This window comes from Palleronia pelagia (genome assembly GCF_900110115.1).
GTDB classification, from domain to species: domain Bacteria; phylum Pseudomonadota; class Alphaproteobacteria; order Rhodobacterales; family Rhodobacteraceae; genus Palleronia; species Palleronia pelagia.
Genome location: NZ_FOCM01000002.1, coordinates 57,156 through 77,644 on the forward strand (window position 1 = coordinate 57,156; position 20,489 = coordinate 77,644).

A 20,489-nucleotide genomic window follows, 5' to 3' on the forward strand; every position below is an offset into this window, starting at 1 on the left:
GGCGAACGCCTCGATCGGAGCGAATGGGTTGGGCGTGCTCTATCGCAGCGCCGCCTGACAGGCAACGCCGGCCCTTCGACGCTTTGCAAATGCCGGCAGATGCGCAATGTGGGTGTGGACGACGAAGAAGGGCAATCGTGCAGGACTATCGCGATCTCGACCATTTCCGCAGCGCGCCGCCGGATCTGAGCCGTGGGGGACCTGTCGCGGTCTGTCTTGCGGAGGATGCAGTCGAACTGCACACCACGCTCGCACACATGGTCCGGCTGGGGTTCAGCTCGATCGTGCTGATGGCGCCCGACCACGTGCATCCCGCGGCGCCCCCGCCCGACGGCGTCCTCCGGGTCGGCTGGCGCCCGGGCGGCCGCGAAGCCACTGTCGCCGCGGTCAACGCGGTTATCGACGCGGCGCCGGGACAGTGGATCCACTACGCCTACAACGCGGAATACCTCTTTTATCCCTTCTGCGAAACGCGCTCGGTGGCCGAACTTCTGGCCTTCCACGCGGAGGAACGGCGCGACGCGATGCTGACCTACGTGGTCGATCTCTACGCCGCGGACCTCGTCGCCAATCCGGACGGGGTTTCGCATGAAGACGCGCATCTGGACCAATCAGGATACTACGCGACCGCGCGAGCTGACCCCGCCAACCACAACCATCCGAAGGAGCGGCAGCTGAATTTCTTCGGCGGGTTACGCTGGCGGCTGGAGGAACACGTGCCCGAGGACAGCCGCCGCATTGACCGGATCGGGATCTTCCGCGCCAAGCCGGGTCTGCGGCTGCGCCCCGATCACACGCTGACGGACGAAGAGATGAACACCTACGCCTGCCCGTGGCACAACAACCTGACGGCGGCGATCTGTTCTTTCCGGGCCGCGAAGGCGCTGCGCACCAATCCCGGGTCGCGCTGGGCGGTCAGCCATTTCACATGGCACAACTCGGTGCGCTTCGACTGGGAATCGCAGCAATTGCTGGATCTGGGGCTGATCGAACCCGGCCAGTGGTTCTGAGCGGGCGGCTCAGCCCCGCTTGCGCAGGCGGATGACGACCTCGACCGAGGCGACTTCCATCCCCTCGGGGGCGTCGGGCAGGCGTGCGATGGTCAGTTGGTCGGCGGGCGCGTCGCTGAGCCGGGCCTCGTCCTCCCAGAAGAAATGCGGGTGGTCGTCGGTGCGCGTGTCGAAATACGACCGCGACCCCTCGACGTTCACTTCCTGCATGAGACCCGCGTCGCAGAACGCCCGCAGGGTGTTGTAGACCGTCGCCAGAGACACCGGCTCCCCTGCCCGGCGGGCGAGGTCGTGCAAGCTTTCGGCGGTCACGTGCCGGTTCCGCCCGTCGCCCACCAGCAGCGCGGCAAGCGAGACGCGCTGTCGCGTGGGCCGGAGCGCCGCGCCGGCAAGCCAGTCGGCCCCGGTCTGGAGCGCCGTGTCGGATAGGGTAAGGTCACGATTGTCCATGGCTCGTCTATACAGGCGAAAACCCCGTGGTTTCAATCGGCAATGGCGGTGGCCTGCCCTTGCGCGCGCCAAAGTGGCGGTGATAGACGCGGTGAAACCGCAGCACGACCAGATCCGGCCGAGGGGGGCCATCCGGCATGACCACCTATCCCACCAGTTTCGACCGCGACGATTTGCTGAAATGCGCCCGGGGCGAATTGTTCGGCCCCGGCAACGCCCAGCTGCCCGAGCCGCCCATGCTGATGATGGACCGGATCACCGACATCTCGGGCGACGGCGGCGAGCACGGCAAGGGCCACGTGGTTGCCGAGTTCGACATCCATCCCGACCTGTGGTTCTTCGAATGCCACTTTCCCGGCAACCCGATCATGCCGGGCTGCCTGGGCCTTGACGGCCTGTGGCAGCTGACCGGCTTCAACCTGGGCTGGCGCGGCTGGACCGGCCGCGGCTATGCCCTTGGCGTGGGCGAGGTCAAGCTGACCGGCATGGTCCGCCCCGACCGCAAGATGCTGACCTACAACGTGAACTTCACCAAGGCCGTGCAGTCGCGCCGCCTGACCATGGGCGTGGCCGACGGCACGGTTCACGCCGATGGCGAGCTGATCTACCAGGTGAGCGGCATGAAGGTCGCGCTGTCGGAATCCTGATCCCCATCACGAGGAGCGTCGCAATGCCCCGTCCCACATCGGAGACCTGCCAATGAAACGCGTCGTCGTCACCGGGCTGGGCATCGTCTCGCCCATCGGAAATTCCGCCGAGGAAGTCACCGCCGCGCTGAAGGCCGGCCAGTCGGGCATCGAGGCCAGCCCCGAAATGGTCGAACACGGCTTTCGCAGCCAGATCGCCGGCACCCTGAAGATCGACGTGGCCGACCATGTGGACAAGCGCACGCTGCGCTTCATGGGGCCAGGCGCGGCCTATGCCCATATCGCCATGCAGCAGGCCATCGCCGACGCGGGCCTGACCGACGACATGGTGTCGAACCCGTCCACCGGTCTCATTGCCGGGTCGGGCGGGCCGTCCACCAGCGCCATGCTCAGCGCGCACCAGACGGTTCTGGAAAAGGGCAGCCCCAAGCGCATCGGCCCCTTCGCGGTGCCCAAGTGCATGTCCTCGACGGTCAGTGCCAACCTGTCGACGGCATTCAAGATCAAGGGCATGAACTTCTCGATCACCTCGGCCTGCTCGACCTCGCTGCACTGCATCGGCATGGCCGCGCAGCAGATCCAGCTGGGCGCGCAGGACGTGATGTTCGCCGGCGGCGGGGAAGAGCTCGACTGGACGCTGTCGTGCCTCTTCGATGCCATGGGCGCGATGTCGGCGAAGTACAACGACACGCCACAGAAGGCGTCCCGCGCCTTCGACGCGAACCGTGACGGCTTCGTCATCGCGGGCGGCGGCGGCATGGTGGTCCTGGAAAGCCTGGAACACGCTCAGGCCCGCGGCGCGAAGATCTATGCCGAGGTCACGGGCTTCGGTGCCACCAGCGACGGCCACGACATGGTCGCGCCCTCGGGCGAGGGTGGCGAGCGGGCGATGAAGCTGGCGCTGAAGGATTTCGACCAGGATCGCGTCGGCTATATCAATGCCCATGGCACGTCGACCCCCGTCGGCGACGTGGGCGAGGTCGAGGCCGTGCGCCGCACGTTCGGCGACGGCAGCGCGCCGCCGATCAGCTCGACCAAGTCCATGACCGGCCACAGCCAGGGCGCCACCGGCGCGCAGGAAGCGATCTACTGCCTGCTGATGCTCGAGAACGACTTCATCGCGCCGTCGATCAACGTCGAGACACTGGATCCCGCCATACGCCCCGGCGAGATCGCGACCGAGCTGGTGGAGAACGCGGGACTGGATACCGTGATGACCAATTCCTTCGGCTTCGGCGGAACGAACGGGTCGATGCTACTGAGCAAGTTCAAGGAGTAGGCGCCATGGCTGACCTGATGAAGGGCAAGCGCGGCCTGATCATGGGCGTGGCGAACGACCGCTCCATCGCCTGGGGCATCGCCAAGGCCATGGCCGACGAGGGCGCCGAGCTGGCCTTCACCCACCAGGGCGAAGCCTTCGGCAAACGGGTCGAGCCGCTGGCGCAGTCGGTGGGCAGCGACATCCTGGTGGACGTGGACGTGACCGACGACGCCAGCATGGACGCGGCCTTCGCGATGCTGAAGGACCGCTGGGGCCGGATGGACTTCGTGGTCCACGCCATCGCCTATTCCGACAAGTCCGAGCTGACGGGCCGCTTCATCAACACGACGCGGGCGAACTTCCAGAACTCGCTGTCGATCAGCTGCTATTCCTTCATCGACGTGGCCCGCCGCGCGTCAGAGCTCATGCCCGACGGCGGCACGGTGCTGACGCTGACCTACCAGGGGTCGAACAAGGTCACGCCGTTCTACAACGTGATGGGCGTGGCCAAGGCAGCGCTGGAATCCTCGGTGCGCTATCTCGCCAACGACCTGGGCCGCGACGGCATCCGGGTGAACGCCATCTCGCCCGGCCCGATGAAAACGCTGGCGGGCGCGGCGATCGGGGGCGCGCGCAAGACGTTCAAGCACACGTCGCAGAACGCGCCCCTGGGCGATAACGCCACGCTCGAGGCGGTGGGCGGCACGGCGGTGTACCTTGCTTCGGACTACGGCGCCTGCACCAGCGGCGAGATCATCCACGTGGACGGCGGCTATCACGTGCTGGGAATGCCGCAATCCGACAACATCTGATTTGCGGGATACCGCGCGAAACGAAACAGGCCGCCCCGAGGGGCGGCCTGTTTGCGTCTGGATCGAGAGTGTCCGACCCGGCTGCCTCAGGCGGCCTTTATGTCAACGAGCTCGACGTCGAAGGTCAGTTCCTGACCGGCCAGCGGATGGTTGGCGTCCAGCGTCACTTCGCTGTCCGACACCTGCGCCACGACGACGGGGATGGTCTGCCCGTCCGGGGTCTGCATCTGCAGCTGGGTGCCCGGCTCGGTCGGGATGTGATCGGGAATCTGCTCACGCGGGACGGCCTGGATGCGGCTCGGGTCGCGCGGGCCATAGCCGTTCTCGGGGGCGACGGTCACGGTCTTCTTGTCGCCGACTTCCATGCCGGTGATCGCTTCGTCGAGACCCGGGATGATCTGGCCGGTGCCCAGCTGAAATTCCAGCGGATCGCGGCCTTCCGAGCTGTCGAACTTGGTCCCGTCCGCCAGGGCGCCGGAATAATGCATGGATACGGTATCGCCTGCCTTCGCTTGGCTCATGTCGTTCTCCTTCGATGTAAGGGGAAATTTCGTCGAGGCCGCCAATCTCGGCGGGTGCTCATGTGGCTCTCCTCACACATGGGAAAACTGACCCGGTCTGTAAACCGGCAGTGGCGCGAAAAACGCGAAAATGGCAAAAAAGGTCCATGAAAGACCCCGTTTTCAGCAGAAGAGACGCGCTTGCAACGCTTTCGGCCGCCATTCTGGCCCCCCGCGCGGCACGGGCCGACTCCGCCTTCGCGCCGGCCGCGACGCTGGCGCGCGGTCTCGACCAGCTGCACGCGCTTCTGATTTCGCAGGACGGCGCGCTGGCCGTGGCCCAGACCTTCCGCGGGCCGGACCTCGACACGCCAGTTAACGTCAAGTCGGTGTCGAAGACGCTGGTCTCGGCGCTGTGCGGCATCGCGCTGGAGCGGGGCGAGATCCCGTCGGTCGACGCGCCCGTCGCCCCGTACCTGGGCCGGGTGATCCCGCGCCGCGGGGATGATCGTCTGCGCCAGATCAGCTTTCGGCACCTGCTGACCATGCAATCGGGGCTGACGCCCTTCGCCGGGTCGACCTATGGCGGCTGGGTCGCGGGCGACCACTGGATTTACGACGCGCTGTCGGCGCCCATGGTGGCCGACCCCGGGACCGAGCGGCTGTATTCCACAGCCAACACCCACATCCTCGGCACCGCTTTGGCCAACGCGGCGGACACGGACCTGCACCGCCTGGCGCAGGAGCGTCTCGGCGATCCGCTGGACCTGGCGCTGCCGCCCTGGACGCGCGATCCGCAGGGAAACTATCTCGGCGGCAACGACATGCGTGTGTCGCCCCGGGGGATGCTGCGGTTCGGGCAGGCCTACCTGCACGGTGGGCAACTGGACGGCACCCGCATCGTCCCCGAGGCATGGGTCGACGCGTCGTGGCGCCACACCGCCCCCGCCGACATTCCCGGGCACGCCTATGGCTATGGCTGGTTTCTCTGGACTGTGGACGGGGTGCAGGTGCGCTATGCCCGCGGCTACGGCGGGCAGATGATCTACGTGGTGCCCGACCGGCGGCTGGTGGTGGTCATGACATCGGACATCTCGCGTCCCGCCACCATGACCGGCCATCTGGGCCGCCTGCACGCGCTGGTCGAAGGGGTCATCCTGCCCGCGTCCGACCGGGCCTGACCCCGCCGGCCCTTTTCCCCCGGCGGGGGCTGTGGCACCGTCGCGCCAACCCGAGGGAGGCCCGCCATGCCCATCACGACCTGTGTCTTCGACGCCTACGGCACGCTGTTCGACGTCTCTGCCGCCGCCCGCGACGCGGCAGACGAGCCCGGCCGTGACGCGCTAAAGGCGAAATGGGGCGACATCGCCCGCGACTGGCGGCTGAAGCAGCTTGAATACAGCTGGCTGCGCGCCGCCGCCGGGACGCACACGGATTTCTGGCAGGTCACGCAGGACGGGCTGGACTGGGCGCTCGAAGCGGCCGGCCTGGCGGACGATCCCGAGCTGCGCGAGCGGCTCCTGGCGCTCTACTGGGAGCTTTCGGCCTACCCCGAGGTGCCCGCCATGCTGGCCAAGCTGAAGCAGCGCGACCTCGCGACCGCCATCCTGTCCAACGGCGCGCCCGAGATGTTGCAGGGCGCGGTCGGCTCGGCCGGGATCGGCGAACAGCTGGATGCCGTCCTGTCGGTCGAGGAGGTGGGCGTCTTCAAACCGGCCCGCGCGGTCTACGACATGGTCGGCCAGCGCTTCGGCTGCACGCCGGAGCAGGTGCTGTTCGTGTCGTCGAACGGCTGGGACGCGGGGTTCGCCGCCGCCTACGGGTTTGTCACAGTCTGGGTGAACCGCGCCGGCGCGCCGCTGGATCGCTTGCCGGGGCGGCCCGCCCATGTTCTGTCGGATCTCACAACGATACCGGAGATCGCGGCAGATGCCTGACTTCACGACGTCCGACGGGCTGCGGCTGCACTATTCCGACAGGGGCGAAGGTCAGCCGATCCTCTGCCTGTCGGGACTGACCCGCAATTCCACCGATTTCGACTACGTCGCGCCGCACCTGGACGGCGCGCGGGTGATCGCGCTGGATTACCGCGGCCGGGGACTGTCGGACTGGGCCGCGCCGGAGACCTATACCGTCCCGCTCGAGGCGCGCGACGCGCTGGAACTGCTCGACCACCTGGGCCTTGAAAGCGCCGCCATCCTCGGCACGTCGCGGGGCGGGCTGATCGCCATGATGCTGTCGGCCACGGCGAAGGACCGCGTGGCGGGGGTCTGCCTGAACGATATCGGACCCGAGATCGCGACCGGGGGGCTGGACGTCATCATGGCCTATATCGGCCGAAACCCTCCGCAGAAGACCCATGCCGAGGCGACCGCAATGCGCGCGAGCCTGATGGCCGGGTTCGAAGGCGTGCCCGAGACGCGATGGGCCGAGGAGGTGCGCAAGCACTATCACCAGACTGAGGACGGGCTGGTCATCAACTACGATCCCGCGCTGGCGGAGGCGGTGAAGGCCGCGGGCGCGCAGCCGGCGCCGGACCTCTGGCCCCTGTTCGACGCCATGGCGGGCCTGCCACTGGCCTGCATCCGGGGCGCCAATTCCGACCTGCTCAGCCCCGAAACACTGACCGAGATGCGCCGCCGGCGGCCCGACATGATCGTGGCCGAGGTGCCCGGACGCGGGCACGTTCCCTTCCTGGACGAGCCCGAGGCGCTGGAGGCCATCGCGGCCTGGCGGGCGCTGCTGTGAATATCGACGCGGTTCTGGCCGCCGCCCGGCGGCTCGACGGGCACGTTCGGCACACGCCGCTGCTGTCCTCGCCTTTCCTCGACGAGATCGCCGGCCGCCACGTTCTGGTGAAGCCCGAATGCCTGCAACACACCGGCAGCTTCAAGTTCCGCGGCGCGTGGTCGGCGCTGAGCGCGCTGGACGATGCGACCCGCGCGCGCGGCGTGCTGGCCTATTCGTCGGGCAATCACGCGCAAGGCGTGGCCCTGGCCGCGCGCCGCATGGGCGTGCCGGCGGTGATCATCATGCCGTCCGACGCGCCAGCCCTGAAGGTCGCCAACACCCGCGCTTTCGGGGCCGAAGTGGTGCTTTACGATCGCGACAGCGAAAGCCGGGAGGAGATCGGCGCAGCGCTGGCCGACGCGCGTGGCCTGACGCTGATCAAGCCGTACGACCACCCCGAGGTCATCGCCGGTCAGGCCTCGGTCGGTCTGGAGATCGCCGCCGACCTGCCCCACGCCACGGGCGACGTCCTGGTCTGCTGCGGCGGCGGGGGCCTGACATCCGGAGTCGCGCTGGCGCTGGACAGCCGGGCGCCGGGGCTGCGCGCCCGCCCGGTCGAGCCCGAGGGGTTCGACGACGTGGCGCGGTCGCTCAGGTCCGGCACGATCCAGCGCAACGACAGGCAGTCCGGCAGCATCTGCGACGCCGTCATGACGCCCGCGCCCGGTGACCTGACCTTCCCGATCCTGCACCGTCTCTGCGGCCCCGGCCTGACCGTGAGCGACGACGAGGCGTTGCGCGCCATGGCGGTGGCCTTCAAGCGGCTGAAGATCGTGCTCGAGCCCGGCGGCGCCATCGCGCTGGCCGCCGCGCTGTTCCGGTCCGACCAGGTAGACGGCAACACGGTCGTCTGCGTCGCGTCCGGGGGCAACGTGGACCCCGAGACCTTCGCAACGGCGCTTGAGCGCTTCGGCGATGCTTGATCTTTTCCAACGTCTCGGTCCGTCCCGCGCGCGATTTCACGCCGAGACTTGACCTTATCCGACAATCGCAAAGGATACGTTCCATGCCCATCGCGAAACTCGACGGCTTCCATGTCCACTACGAGGACACCGGCAAAGCCGATGGCCCGGCCATCGTCTTCGCCAATTCGCTGGGCACCGATATGCGGCTGTGGGACGCGATCCTGCCCATAATGCCGCAAGGCGCGCGGATCATCCGCTATGACAAGCGCGGCCACGGGCTCAGCGACTGCCCGAAGATGCCCTACACCATGGGGCAGCTGGTCACCGACCTCGAACGGCTGCTGGATCACCTGGAGGTGCGCGATTGCCTGCTGGTGGGGCTCAGCATCGGCGGGATGATCGCGCAGGGCTTAGCGGTCAAGCGGCCGGACCAGGTGCGCGCCATGGTTCTTTCGAACACCGCGGCCAAGATCGGCACGCGCGAGATCTGGCAGGACCGCATCGACACGCTGAAGATGGGCGGGGTCGAGGCGCTGGCCGACGCGGTGATGCAGCGCTGGTTCTCGGACGCCTTCCGCGCCACGCCCGAAGTGATGAAATGGCGCCACCTGCTGACCCGGACGCCGGCCGACGGGTATGGCGGCTGCTCGGCCGCGATCTCGCATACCGATTTCTACACCCCCACCGCGTCGCTGCGCCTGCCCACGCTGGGCATCGCGGGATCCGAGGACGACAGCACGCCGCCGGACCTGGTGCGCGAGACGGTGGGCCTGATCCCCGGATCGCAGTTTCACCTGATCCGCGGCGCGGGCCACCTGCCCTGCGTGGAAAAGCCCGAGGAATACGCCCGCGTGCTCAACGACTTCATCACGGCGACAGGCCATGTCTGAACTGCTGTTGATCCACGGTTCATGCCACGGGGCCTGGTGCTGGCGGGACACGCTGGCCGAACTGCAGGCCCTGGGCCAACCGGCGCGCGCCATCGACCTGCCCGGACACGGCGCGGACCGCACGCCCCCCGCCGACGTGACGCTGGACACCTACGCGGCGCGGATCGTCGAGGCCATCGACACGCCGGTGACGCTGGTCGGCCACTCCATGGGCGGCTTCCCGATCACCGCCGCCGCGCTGGCGGCGCCGGACAAGATCGCGCGGCTCGTCTACCTGTGCGCCTACGTGCCCACGCCGGGGCGCAGCCTGTCGCAGATGCGCGGCGACTGGCCCGACCAGCCTCTGGTGCCGCATATCCGCCGCGCCGAAGATGGTGCCAGCTTCACCTTCGACCCCGACCGGGTCGAGACGCTGTTCTACCACGACTGCCCGCCGGGCACGGTCGAATTCGCCCGCGCGCACCTGACCCCGCAGCCCACCGCGCCGCAGGCGACCGCCCTGCCCCGCCTGCCCGACGTGCCCCGCAGCTATATCGTCTGCGACGACGACCGGGCGATCCCGGCCGGGTTCCAGCGCCAGATGGCCGCCGATTTCCCCGATGGCGAGGTTCAGACCATGGCGACGGCACATTCGCCGTTCTTCGCCGCGCCCGGTGATCTGGCGCGACGCTTGGCCGCGCTGGCGGGGCGCGCGGATTGACAGTCGTACCGCCCGAGGGCCAAGAGGCGCGCGACCGGACGGACCCGGTCGCAACCGGAGCGCCCATGGACAGCCGCCTGCCACTGACCTTCATCATGATCACGCTGGTGATCGACGCGATGGGGATCGGTCTTGTCCTTCCGGTGATGCCGGACCTGATCGAGGACGTGTCGGGCGGGAACCTCGCCCAGGCCGCGATCTGGGGCGGGATCCTGTCCACGTCCTTCGCGGTGATGCAGTTCCTATTCGGGCCGCTGCTGGGCACGCTCTCCGACCGTTTCGGCCGCCGCCCCGTCCTGCTGATGTCGCTGCTGGTGATGAGCCTCGACTACCTGGTGATCGCGCTGGCGGGCAGCATCTGGATCCTGCTGGCGGGCCGGATCGTGGGCGGCATCGCGGCCAGCACACAGTCGACGGCCACGGCCTTCGTCGCGGACATCTCGACGCCCGAGCAGAAGGCCGCCCGGTTCGGCATGGTGGGGGCGTCCTTCGGCGTGGGCTTCGTGCTGGGGCCGCTGATCGGTGGGCTATTGGCCGAGTACGGGACGCGCGCGCCGTTCTACATGGCCAGCGCGCTGGCCGCGCTGAACCTGGTCTTCGGTTATTTCATCCTTCCCGAAACGGTCACCGACCGCATCCGCCGCCCGTTCGCCTGGGCCCGGGCCAACCCCTTGGGCGCGCTGCTGGATCTGGGCCGCACGCCGGGGGTCAGCCGGCTGGTGCTGATGTTCTTCCTCTACCAGGTCGCCTTCTTCGTCTACCCGGCGATCTGGGCCTACTTTGCCAAGGCGCGCTTCGGCTGGGATCCGCAAATGGTGGGTGTCTCGCTGGCGATGTTCGGCATTTCGCTGGCGATCGTGCAGGGGTTCCTGATCCGCTTCGTGCTCCGCTGGCTGGGCGACCGGGGCACGGTGATCTACGGGCTGGCCTTCAACACCTGCGCTTTCATCGCGCTGGCATTCGTGGCCAACGGGACCATCGCGCTGATCCTGACACCGCTGACCGCGCTGGGGGCCGTGGTGACGCCCGCGCTGCAGGGGTTGATGAGCCGCGCCATACCGGACAACAGCCAGGGCGGTTTGCAGGGTCTTCTGACCAGCGCGGGGGCACTGGCCATGATCGTGTCGCCGCTGCTGATGACGCAGGTCTTCTGGGTCGCGACCGCCGACAGCACGCCCTTCTACCTGCCGGGTGCGCCGTTCCTGCTGTCCATGACGTTGATGTTCGCCTGCGCCTGGGTGTTTCTGGGCCGGCGAAACAGCCGGAAAGCTTAAGCTACATCGCGCAAGGCGGGTCCGCGGCCGGGGCGGACCTGTTCTGCTGGAACAGATCGGTCACGCATCACATCAACAGGGCGGGCAGGAACAGGACCAGGTTCGGGAACAGGATCATCGCCACGACCACCGCCATGACCGCACAGGCCAGCGGGATCAGCCGGATGGAATACCCCACGTAAGACGCGTTCAGGATCCCGCAGACCGTGAACATGGACACGCCCACTGGCGGGGTCATGCCCCCGAAAGTGACGAGGGTCATCATGATCAGCCCGAAATGCACCGGGTCGATTCCGGCCGCCGTGATGACCGGCACCAGGATCGGCGTCAGCAGCATGACCAAGACGGTGGCCTCGATCAACATGCCCAGCGCCAGCAGGAAGCCCGAGACCACGAACAGCAGGACCGTGGGATCCTCGATCGCGCTGAGCGTGAATTCGGTCAGGCTTTGGGGCACGCGTTCGAAGGTGATGACGAAGCCGAAGACGCCCGAGAACAGGATGATGAGCATGATCATCCCGATATCGCGCGCGCTTTCCATCATCGCCTCGTAGATGCTGCGCCATGTGAGCTCGCGGTAGATTAGCCCGCCGACAATCAGGGCATAGACCACGGCGAAGGCGCCGGCCTCGGACGGTGTGAAGAAGCCGAATCGGATCCCCACCAGCAGCCAGATCGGGAAGATCACCGCCCAGAAGCTGCGGTAGAAGCCCCGGCCGACCTCGGCCAGCGTCGGGAAGGTGGTGCGCGCGGGCTTGTAGTTGCGGCGCACCGAGATGCCCCAGGTCGTGGCCATCAGCGCGATGGTCAGCAGAACACCCGGCACGACGCCGGCGATGAACAGCCGGCCGATCGAAACCTCGCCCAGGTAGCCGTAAAGGATCAGACCCAGCGAGGGCGGCAGCGTCGCCGTGATCAGCCCGCCCACCGACAGCAGCGCGCCGGTGAAGCCTGAATCGTAGCCCTCTTCGGTCATGGGCTTGCCGAGGATGCGCGCCTGCATCGCCGCGTCGGCCACGGCCGAGCCCGAGATGCCGCCCATCAGCGCCGACAGGATCAGAGTGGACTGTGCCAGCCCGCCGCGCATCCAGCCGGCCAGCGTCATGGCGAGGTCGATGAGCCGGGGCGTGATGCCCGCTCGGTTCATCAGGTTGCCCAGCAGGATGAAGAGAGGCACCGCCAGCAGTGGAAAGGACTGGCTCGAGGCCACGATCCGCTGAACCGCTGTGCTGTCGGGCAGCACCGTCGAGGGCAGCAGGAAATATGCCGTCCCGCTGATGCCGATGGAAAACGCAACGGGCATGCCAAGAAAGATCAGCGTCAGCGCGGCGCAGAGAATGAGGATCGACGTCATAGGGGGGACTCGAGATGGTGGTCCTGCGGCTCCAGCGTCGCGTCGAGACCATAGCTGAAGAACCGCCGCGCGATCGAGACGAGGAACAGCAGGCTGCCGACGGGAAGCGCAAGGGTGATGAGACCGTAGCTCAGGCCCGTCGCGCCGAGCTGGCGTTGCCAGTTGCCGGCGGCAAGGTCGAACCCGTACCACGCGAGAAAAACGAGAAACGGCACGATGAGAAGAAGGTGCAGCGCCGCCAGGATCCTGCGGATCACGCTCGGCACCGAATCCGCGATGACCGACACGCGGATGTGCTCGCCCTTCTTCAGGCAGATATCCGCGCCCAGGATGATAGCCCAGATCAGGAACAGCAGCGCAAGCTGCGGCGCCGAGCGGACGGGCATGCCCGCCGTTCGCCCGACGGCGGCGATCAGCACCGTCAGGATGGTCGCGGAGAGGGCGACGAGTGTCAGGACGGTCTCCAGCCGATCGTAGATCGACCACAGGACCGCGCCCGCACCGCGCCGCCCGGTCGCGGCGGACGGCGACCCTTGGTCTTGGCCGCCGTCGCGATGGGCGCCGGAATCCCCGGTATTGTCAGACATCCCGGCGCGCCCCCTTATTCCGACCCGCCGGGCAGGTAGGGCTGCAGCGCCTCGCGGGCGTCGGTCAGGCCGACTTCCTCGTAGACGCCCAGCGTCGCCTCGCGGAACGGGGCCAGGTCGACCTCGTTGAACGACACGCCGGCCTCTTCCATGCGGCCCTGCACCGCGTCCAGCGCGGCGACGGTGTTCTCGGTCGCTTCAACGCCCGCGGCGTCGAGTTCTTCGTCGACGATGTTGCGGATGTCTTCCGGCAGACCCTGGAACCACTCCTCGGACACGACCAGGCCGGTGAACAGCTGGATGTGGTTGGTGAAGGCCACGTTGGTGGTCACCTCCTGCAGATTGATGCCCTCGGCACCGGTCAGCTGCGCCTCGGCGGCGTCGATCGATCCCAGCTGCAGGCCGGAATAGACGTCGGTCCACGCCATCGGCACGGCCGTCGCGCCCATCGCGTTGATGGTGGCGACCCAGATCGGGGCGTCGATGGTCCGCATGCGAACGCCCTGGAGATCCTCGGGGCTTTCGATCAGCTTCTGGGTGAAGGCCTGTCGCGTGCCCTGGAACCAGTTGTAGTTCAGCAGCCGCAGGTTCGAGCTTTCGGCCAGCTCGTCCACCCACTCTTCGTAAACGGGCGACGTGGTGATGGCCTCGTACTGCGTGTAGTCGTCGACCAGGTAGGGCGCCGACAGGATGCCCAGCTCGGACTTGAACGGGGCCAGGCGGCCGGCATCCACCAGCACCGCCAGCGGGGCGCCGTTGCGGATCTGCTCGAGAACGTCGTTGTCCTCGCCCAGCTGCGACGACGGGTAGACGGTCACGTCGACCGCACCGTCGGTACGCTCTTCGATACGCTCTTCCGCGGCCAGCATGGCCTGGGTCAGCGGGTCGGACGTGGGCTGCGACGTGGACAGGCCCAGGGTGTACTCCTGGGCTGCGGCCGCACCGGCAGCCAGGACAAGGGCGCCGGTCAGCGCGGTCGAGGTCAGTCGGTTCATCATGTGAATTCCTCCCTATGCATGATGGTATCGGGCGATTCGGTCCCGGCCAATGACCAGAGACCGGCGCGCGCGCCTTCCGTCAGGAACAGCGCAACGTGGTAGACGAGGCGGCTGAGCGCGATCGGCTGGATCGGCGTCCCCCGCCCGTCGAGTTTGTTATGCCAGCGCGGCGCGGGGCCGGCCGGGAAATAGCGGTCGAACATCAGCCGGCAGAGCGCGTTGGCCGTTTCGGCGGCGCCGCTGTCGCCGGTGGCCAGGTGCCGGGCCGAGTAATACTTGCCGGCCTCCGTGATGGGCCACAGCAGGTGAGTGTCCTCGCGCACCGCGCCCGCCGGATCCAGCGCGTCGAACGGCGCGCCGGCCATGGGGCCATCGCGGCGGAGGCCGTGCGCCTCGGCAAAGCCGATCATGGCATCGGCCATCCCGGCCACCTGAACCTCGCCGCCAAGCTCGGCATAGCGATGGAGCAGCCAGGCCCATTCGAACTGGTGGCCGGGTTCGCGCCGCCCGCCATCGGCACCCGCGAGCGGCCCCATGTCGGCACCGACCCATTCCCGGATCGCGCCGGTGTCAGGATCGACAAGGTGATCGCGAGCCAGCGTGACATATCCGGTCGCCCGGTCGAGCCAGACGGGATCGCCCGTCATCTCGTAGGCCTGCAAGACGGCTTCGAGCATGTGCATCTGCGGGTTCTGGCCACGGCGCATCCCGGGCCCGGCCCCGTCCCGTTCCATGGCGTCGTCTTCCCAGAGCGCCCCGGTGGCCGGGTCGGTCAGCGTCTCGACAAACGCCCAGAGCGACGGCACCCGGTCCGGCGGAACGGTGCCCGGCACGGCCTTTTCGAGCGTGACGAGCGCCAGAAGGACGAAACTGTGATCGTAGGACCGGCGGGTCGCGCTGGCTGCATCATCCATCGGTGCGCCGTCGGCAGCCACAGCGGCCCGGTAGCCATCGTCCGCGTCGCGCAGGTGGCTGTCGAGGAAGCGCCAGGCGTGGATCGCGCCGTCTTTCAGGCGCGGCACGCCGGTGGCGAGATAAAGATGCGACAGGACGAAAGCGCAGCGCGCCTGCGCCAGCGTCGTACGGGGCCCTTCGATGTCGGGCTGACCCTCGTCGTCCAGCCATTCCAGGAGGCCGCCGTTTTCGTCGTCGGTCACGCGGTCCAGCCAGCGGGGCAGGAACGCGGTGGTGAAGGCAGAGGCATCCAGCGTCACAGCACCGCCCCCCGCGTGTCGAAATAGTCGGCATGGCTTTCGATCAGCGCCGGCAGGTCGTCCAGCATCTGTCGCAGGTGATCGCGCATGCCCGCGACGGCGGCTTCGGGGTCGCGCCGCCCGATCGCGTCGACGAATGTCTCGTGCTGCTCGATCAGCAGGCGGCGCGGCAGCTCGCGCGCCGAGATATGGCGCAGGCGGTCCATCTGGGTCTTCAGCGGTTGCAGGATGCGCCAGGCGGCGGCCTGACCCGCCGACCGGGACAGGTGGAAATGAAACGCCTCGTCCAGCGCCATGAACGGCAGCTGGTCCGGCGTGTCGATCTGGCGGCGCTGCTCTTCCAGCAGGCGGGCACATTCGTCCAGCATGGCCGTGCTGCGCTCGGCCGCCAGGCGGCGAACAATCTCGACCTCGACCGACTCGCGGACGAACCGGGCGGACAGGACCGCGCTGACGTTGATTCGGCTCACGAAGGTGCCGCGCTGGGGCAGGATATCGACGAGGCCTTCCTCGGCCAGGCGCGCGCAGGCGTCGCTGACCGGCTGGCGGCTGATCCCGAACTTCGTCGCGATTTCGGTTCGAAGCAGACGGCTCCCCGGTGCGAGTTCGCCGCGGATGATCTGATCGCGCATGACGCCGCACAGCTGCGGCCCGACCGCCTGGCGCGGGTCGATGCGCTCGGCTGCCGGTAGCTCATGCGATGCGACGTTCGGGTCGATCATCAATTCGTTCCTCCCGGCGCACAGCCTATGCCAACTAACATGCTAGTCAATACGATTTCTCTTTCGATCCGCGCGCCACTCGCCCATAAATCGGGAAAGGCTGACAAGAGGGAGGCATTCGATGCGGCAGACATGGCGCTGGTTCGGACCCAAGGACCAGGTGAGCCCCGCCGACATGGCACAGGCGGGCGTCGAGGGGGTCGTCTCGGCCCTGCACCACGTACCCACGGGCACGGCCTGGAGCAGCGACGAGATCGCGCGCCGGCAGAACGAGATCGCCCACCACCCCGATGGAAGCCCCACCGGCCTTGCATGGGAAGTCGTCGAAAGCATCCCGGTGTCCGAGGATATCAAGCGGCAGAGCGGCCCGTGGCGCGAGCATGTCGCAGCCTGGAAGCAAAGCCTCGAGGCCCTCGCGGCAGCGGGGATCGAGACCGTGTGCTACAACTTCATGCCGGTGCTCGACTGGACCCGCACCGACCTGGCCTGGCCGCGCCCCAGCGGCGCGACCTGCATGCGATTCGACCTGATCGACTTCGCAGCGTTCGATATTCACGTGCTGGAACGCCCGGGCGCCGCCGAAAGCTTCCCCGAGGACGTGGCGGAGGCCGCCGCGCGCCGGGCCGCCGAGATGGACGACGACCACAGGGCCGCCCTGGCCCGGAACGTGGTCTTCGGCCTGCCGGGGGCCGCCGACAATTTCACCATGGAAGACGTGAAAGGCCACCTGGCGGCCTACGAAACGGTCTCGGACGAACGGCTGCGCGCCCATATGGTCGATTTCCTGTCCGAGGTCGCGCCGGTGGCGCAGAGATTGGGGATGCGGCTGTGCTGTCACCCCGATGACCCGCCCTTCCCGCTGCTGGGACTGCCGCGCGTCGTGTCGACCGAGGCCGACTACCGCGCCATGCTGGACGCGGTGGACGTGCCGGCGAACGGCGTCACGCTGTGTTCCGGGTCGCTCGGGGCGCGGGCCGACAACGACCTGCCGGGCATGATGGAGCGTCTGGGCGACCGCGTACATTTCCTGCACCTGCGCAACGTGTCGCGGGACTCCGACACCCTGCCCTGCTCGTTCTTCGAGGACGAGCACCTGGGCGGAGCCACCGACATGGTGGCGCTGGTCGCCGCGGCCCTGCGCGAAGAGAAGCGCCGTCGTGACGCCGGGCGCAGCGATACCGAGATCCCGTTCCGGCCCGACCACGGGCAGAACCTGCTGGACGACCACGGGCGAAACGCCCAGCCGGGCTATCCCGCGATCGGCCGGCTGCGTGGCCTGGCCGAACTGCGCGGCGTGATCGCGGCGCTCAGCCACGACAAGGTCGGCCTGTCGGCCTGACCCCTCCGGTCAGGCCGACGATTCGTCAGCCGGCGACGGCTCCGGCGGCGCCCTCGGCGCCGTCGGCCCGCAGATGTCGCAGCGCGTGGGCCAGACCCTCGGGCACTTCGGGCCGCGCCGCGAAGGCCGGGTCGAAGATCTCGTCCAGCGCCAGGTAGCGGCCCACGATCTCGTCCGGGTCGGTGGTCCCGTCCCAGCAGGCGGCCAGGCGGTCGGCCATCGGGTCCTTGACCTCGATCGGCGCTCCGTCGAGCCCCTTGCCCGACGAGAACTGCATCCACGCCGCGATGGCCAGGAACAGACCTTCGGGCGTGCGGCCCGCGTCGAGGTTCTCGCGCACGCTATCCAGGATGCGCTGGGGCAGCTTCAGCGAGCCGTCCATGGCGATCTGCCACGTCCGGTGATGGATCGCGGGATTGGCGAATCGGTCGAACAGCGACGCGGTGTAGTTCGACAGGTCGACGCCCGGCGGCGCGGTCAGCACCGGCGTGATCTCGTTGTCCCACAGGTGGCGGACATAGGCGGCCAGGGGCGGCCGCGCGACGGTGTCCGACATGGTTTCGGCGCCCGCGAGATAGCCCAGGTAGGCCAGCGACGAGTGCGTTCCGTTGAGGCAGCGCAGCTTCATGTGCTCGTAGGGGGCGACGTCCTCGACCAGCTCGGCCCCGACGGATCCGAAATCGGGACGCGGGGCGCAGAAGCGATCCTCCATCACCCACTGCCGGAACGGCTCGTGCCGGACCGGCGCCGCGTCATGGGCGCCGATCAGGCCCTCGATATGCCGGATGTCGTCCTCGGTGGTGGCCGGAACGATCCGGTCGACCATCGTCGAGGGGAAAGCGACGGTCTCGGCGATCCAGTCGCGCAGCCCGGCGTCCATCTCGGCCGCGAGGTCCAGGACAAGCCCGCGCAGCAGGTTGCCGTTCGACGGGATGTTGTCGCAGCTCATCACCGTGAAGGGCGCGCGCCCGGCCTTGCGTCGGGCGTCCAGCGCGCGGGCGATATAGCCCAGCGCCGAGGCCGGGCGCGCCGGGTCGGACAGGTCCTGCACGATGTCCGGATTGTCGCGGTTCAGCTTTCCGGTGGCCGGCACGTGGCAATAGCCCTTCTCGGTCACCGTCAGGGTCACCAGGTTCGCCTTGTCGAGCGCGTCGAACACGGCCCCGGGCGCCTCGGGGGCGACGAGCACGTCGGACAGCACCTGCACGTGGCGCGGCGTCTCGCCGTCGGGGCCCAGTTCGACCGCGGTATAGGTCCAGTCCTGCGGCTTCAGGGCGTCGCGGGTGTCGGGCGAGCGCAGGCTGACGCCGACGATGCCCCAGTCGCCGCCATGCGTCTCGATCGCCTGCTCGACGAAGATCGCGGCAAAGGCGCGGGCGAAGGCACCCAGGCCGAAATGCACGATGCCGGTTTCGGGGGCGGGGCGGCTGCGGGCCAGGCGCGCGCTCATAGCCCGTAGGCCTTCTTCACGAGATCGGTGGTCAATTGTCCTGCCATTTCCTCTGCCTCGTTCATGCCGATCCGTCCATCGGCCACCAGTCCGGCCAGCCAGGCGCAGTCCACCCGGCGCGACACGTCATGGCGGGCCGGGATCGAACAGAAGGCCCGCGTGTCGTCGTTGAAACCGGCGGTGTTGTAGATGCCCGCCGTTTCGCCCGTCAGCTGGCGAAAGCGCATGATCCCCTCGGGGCTGTCGAAGAACCACCAGGGCGGTCCCAGCAGCAGCGACGGGTAGACCCCGGCAAGCGGCGCCAGTTCGCGCGACAGGGTGGTTTCGTCCAGCGTGAACAGGATGATGCGCAGGTTCGGCTCAAGCCCGACGGTGTCGAGCATCGGCTTCAGCGCCCGCACGAAATCCGTGCGCAGGGGAATATCGAAGCCCTTGTCGCGCCCGTGGCTGCGCATGATCGGCCCCGAATGGTTGCGGTGCGAACCCATGTGCATCTGCATCGTCATGCCGTCCTCGACGCTCATCCGCGCCATCTCGGTCAGCATCTGGCCGCGGAAGGCATCGGCCTCCTCGGCCGTGGCCTCGCCGGACAGGCAGGTGCGGAACAGCCGCGCCGCGGCGTCGGCATCCAGGCTCTCGGTGCGGGCGGTGGGGTGGCCGTGGTCGGTGGCGGTGGCCCCGCGCGCACGGAAATACGCGCGGCGGCTGCGATGCGCCTCGAGATAGCCGTCCCACGAGGCGGTATCGCACCCTGTCAGATTGCCCAGTTGCGCGACGTTCTCGGCGAAGCCCTCGTATTCGGGATCGATCGCCGCGTCGGGCCGGTAAGTCGGGATCACGCGGCCCGGCAGGCCGGCCTCGCGGATGCGGTCGTGCTGCGCAAGGTCGTCCAGCGCGCTGTCGGTGGTCGCCAGAAGCTCGATATTGAAGCGCTCGAACAGGGCGCGCGGACGGAATTCGGGCTTCGACAGGCAGGCATCCACCTGCTCGTAGATCGCGTCCGCCGTCCCGGGTTCGAGCGGCGCGTCGACGCCGAAAACATGGGACAGCGCGTGGTCGATCCACAGCCGCGTGGGCGTGCCCCGGAACAGGTGGTAATGCGCGGCGAACCGACGCCAGATCTTGCGCGGATCGGTCTCGACCGGCCCGCCATCGACACGGGGCACCCCCAGGTCCGACAGCTGCACACCCTGCGACACCAGCATCCGGAAGATGTAGTGGTCGGGCACCACGAACAGGTGCGCCGGGTCGCTGAACGGTGCGTTCTCGGCGAACCAGGACGGGTCGCAATGGCCGTGGGGGCTGAGGATCGGGCGGTCCGCGATGCCCGCATGCAGCTGGCGCGCGATGTCGCGGGTCCGGGCATCGGCCGGGAACAGGCGGTCTGGATCGAGTTCTGGCATGATGTCGCGCATTTCCTCCACTGGTAACCTTCTGGTCCACCTAGCATGTCAGTTGGGGCAAGTCGACTGGCCCGGTCGGCGGTCGGCCCGCGCCGCAAGCGAGCCGCGCGGCGCCCGCGGTCCCGGCTTCGCAACCGCTGTCTCGACGTGAGGGGTCGAGACGGGATTGCACCTCGATCGGGC

At 68.3% G+C, this 20,489-nt stretch carries 21 protein-coding genes; 12 read left to right on the plus strand and 9 right to left on the minus strand.

Going from position 1 to position 20,489, the window contains the following annotated elements; translation table 11 throughout:
• The first annotated feature begins 89 nt into the window (after nt 1-89).
• On the plus strand, nt 90-1,010 hold the full coding sequence (locus tag BMX96_RS04535; RefSeq protein WP_407944651.1) for a hypothetical protein: 921 nt from the start codon (nt 90-92) through the stop codon (nt 1,008-1,010).
• A gap of 9 nt (nt 1,011-1,019) precedes the next feature.
• Here BMX96_RS04535 and irrA read toward each other — a convergent pair whose 3' ends face one another.
• Complete coding sequence (irrA, locus tag BMX96_RS04540) at nt 1,020-1,460, minus strand: iron response transcriptional regulator IrrA (protein ID WP_091844452.1); 441 nt, start codon at nt 1,458-1,460, stop codon at nt 1,020-1,022.
• Nucleotides 1,461-1,597: 137 nt separating this feature from the next.
• Between irrA and fabA the strand changes: the two genes are divergently transcribed.
• The 3 genes from fabA to BMX96_RS04555 are packed head-to-tail and all read left to right on the plus strand — an operon-like array spanning nt 1,598 to nt 4,180.
• The gene (gene fabA / locus BMX96_RS04545; protein ID WP_091844453.1) at nt 1,598-2,107 is read left to right on the plus strand and encodes a bifunctional 3-hydroxydecanoyl-ACP dehydratase/trans-2-decenoyl-ACP isomerase; all 510 of its coding nucleotides are present in this window, start codon (nt 1,598-1,600) and stop codon (nt 2,105-2,107) included.
• A gap of 52 nt (nt 2,108-2,159) precedes the next feature.
• Nucleotides 2,160-3,386 carry a beta-ketoacyl-ACP synthase I gene (gene fabB, locus BMX96_RS04550; protein ID WP_091844454.1) on the plus strand — a complete coding sequence of 409 codons (1,227 nt, stop codon included), beginning with the start codon at nt 2,160-2,162 and terminating at the stop codon, nt 3,384-3,386.
• 5 nt (nt 3,387-3,391) lie between these two features.
• The gene (locus BMX96_RS04555; RefSeq protein WP_073129310.1) at nt 3,392-4,180 is read left to right on the plus strand and encodes an enoyl-ACP reductase FabI; all 789 of its coding nucleotides are present in this window, start codon (nt 3,392-3,394) and stop codon (nt 4,178-4,180) included.
• Between the two features lie 86 nt (nt 4,181-4,266).
• Here the strand turns inward: BMX96_RS04555 and BMX96_RS04560 are convergent, their stop codons facing one another.
• Nucleotides 4,267-4,701 carry an FKBP-type peptidyl-prolyl cis-trans isomerase gene (locus BMX96_RS04560; RefSeq protein ID WP_073129311.1) on the minus strand — a complete coding sequence of 145 codons (435 nt, stop codon included), beginning with the start codon at nt 4,699-4,701 and terminating at the stop codon, nt 4,267-4,269.
• A 146-nt stretch (nt 4,702-4,847) separates the two neighbouring features.
• Between BMX96_RS04560 and BMX96_RS04565 the strand changes: the two genes are divergently transcribed.
• The 7 genes from BMX96_RS04565 to BMX96_RS04595 all read left to right on the plus strand — a co-directional run bounded on the left by BMX96_RS04565 (nt 4,848) and on the right by BMX96_RS04595 (nt 11,239).
• Nucleotides 4,848-5,861: a serine hydrolase domain-containing protein gene (locus tag BMX96_RS04565; protein WP_091844455.1), complete on the plus strand. Its 1,014-nt coding sequence runs from the start codon at nt 4,848-4,850 to the stop codon at nt 5,859-5,861.
• Nucleotides 5,862-5,927: 66 nt separating this feature from the next.
• Nucleotides 5,928-6,617, plus strand: coding sequence for a haloacid dehalogenase type II (locus tag BMX96_RS04570; RefSeq protein ID WP_091844456.1), 690 nt, complete (start codon nt 5,928-5,930; stop codon nt 6,615-6,617).
• Complete coding sequence (locus tag BMX96_RS04575) at nt 6,610-7,428, plus strand: alpha/beta fold hydrolase (protein WP_091844457.1); 819 nt, start codon at nt 6,610-6,612, stop codon at nt 7,426-7,428. Before BMX96_RS04570 ends, BMX96_RS04575 begins: the two co-directional genes overlap by 8 nt.
• Nucleotides 7,425-8,393 carry a threonine ammonia-lyase gene (locus BMX96_RS04580; protein ID WP_091844458.1) on the plus strand — a complete coding sequence of 323 codons (969 nt, stop codon included), beginning with the start codon at nt 7,425-7,427 and terminating at the stop codon, nt 8,391-8,393. Before BMX96_RS04575 ends, BMX96_RS04580 begins: the two co-directional genes overlap by 4 nt.
• Nucleotides 8,394-8,476: 83 nt before the next feature.
• Complete coding sequence (pcaD, locus tag BMX96_RS04585) at nt 8,477-9,265, plus strand: 3-oxoadipate enol-lactonase (protein WP_091844459.1); 789 nt, start codon at nt 8,477-8,479, stop codon at nt 9,263-9,265.
• Nucleotides 9,258-9,965: an alpha/beta fold hydrolase gene (locus BMX96_RS04590; RefSeq protein WP_091844460.1), complete on the plus strand. Its 708-nt coding sequence runs from the start codon at nt 9,258-9,260 to the stop codon at nt 9,963-9,965. The genes pcaD and BMX96_RS04590 overlap by 8 nt, the downstream gene beginning before the upstream one ends.
• 65 nt (nt 9,966-10,030) lie before the next feature.
• On the plus strand, nt 10,031-11,239 hold the full coding sequence (locus BMX96_RS04595; RefSeq protein WP_091844461.1) for a TCR/Tet family MFS transporter: 1,209 nt from the start codon (nt 10,031-10,033) through the stop codon (nt 11,237-11,239).
• A gap of 67 nt (nt 11,240-11,306) precedes the next feature.
• Here the strand turns inward: BMX96_RS04595 and BMX96_RS04600 are convergent, their stop codons facing one another.
• The 5 genes from BMX96_RS04600 to BMX96_RS04620 are packed head-to-tail and all read right to left on the minus strand — an operon-like array spanning nt 11,307 to nt 16,114.
• Entirely contained in the window at nt 11,307-12,593 is a 1,287-nt protein-coding gene (locus tag BMX96_RS04600) for a TRAP transporter large permease (RefSeq protein WP_091844462.1), read from the minus strand.
• Nucleotides 12,590-13,180: a TRAP transporter small permease gene (locus BMX96_RS04605; protein WP_091844463.1), complete on the minus strand. Its 591-nt coding sequence runs from the start codon at nt 13,178-13,180 to the stop codon at nt 12,590-12,592. Before BMX96_RS04605 ends, BMX96_RS04600 begins: the two co-directional genes overlap by 4 nt.
• 14 nt (nt 13,181-13,194) lie before the next feature.
• Nucleotides 13,195-14,178: a C4-dicarboxylate TRAP transporter substrate-binding protein gene (locus BMX96_RS04610; RefSeq protein ID WP_214606829.1), complete on the minus strand. Its 984-nt coding sequence runs from the start codon at nt 14,176-14,178 to the stop codon at nt 13,195-13,197.
• Nucleotides 14,175-15,392, minus strand: a complete 1,218-nt coding sequence (locus BMX96_RS04615) for an AGE family epimerase/isomerase (protein ID WP_175481656.1) — start codon at nt 15,390-15,392, stop codon at nt 14,175-14,177. The genes BMX96_RS04610 and BMX96_RS04615 overlap by 4 nt, the downstream gene beginning before the upstream one ends.
• On the minus strand, nt 15,389-16,114 hold the full coding sequence (locus BMX96_RS04620; protein ID WP_091844465.1) for a GntR family transcriptional regulator: 726 nt from the start codon (nt 16,112-16,114) through the stop codon (nt 15,389-15,391). The genes BMX96_RS04615 and BMX96_RS04620 overlap by 4 nt, the downstream gene beginning before the upstream one ends.
• A gap of 121 nt (nt 16,115-16,235) precedes the next feature.
• Between BMX96_RS04620 and uxuA the strand changes: the two genes are divergently transcribed.
• Nucleotides 16,236-17,453: a mannonate dehydratase gene (gene uxuA / locus BMX96_RS04625; RefSeq protein ID WP_091844466.1), complete on the plus strand. Its 1,218-nt coding sequence runs from the start codon at nt 16,236-16,238 to the stop codon at nt 17,451-17,453.
• 25 nt (nt 17,454-17,478) lie between these two features.
• On the opposite strand, the gene BMX96_RS04630 is transcribed toward uxuA, so the two are convergent.
• Together BMX96_RS04630 and uxaC are read right to left on the minus strand one after the other, a co-directional pair.
• A complete protein-coding gene (locus tag BMX96_RS04630; RefSeq protein WP_091844467.1) occupies nt 17,479-18,903 on the minus strand; it encodes a mannitol dehydrogenase family protein in 1,425 nt (474 codons plus the stop codon).
• Complete coding sequence (gene uxaC, locus BMX96_RS04635) at nt 18,900-20,306, minus strand: glucuronate isomerase (protein ID WP_091844825.1); 1,407 nt, start codon at nt 20,304-20,306, stop codon at nt 18,900-18,902. The genes BMX96_RS04630 and uxaC overlap by 4 nt, the downstream gene beginning before the upstream one ends.
• Between the last annotated feature and the right edge of the window lie 183 nt (nt 20,307-20,489).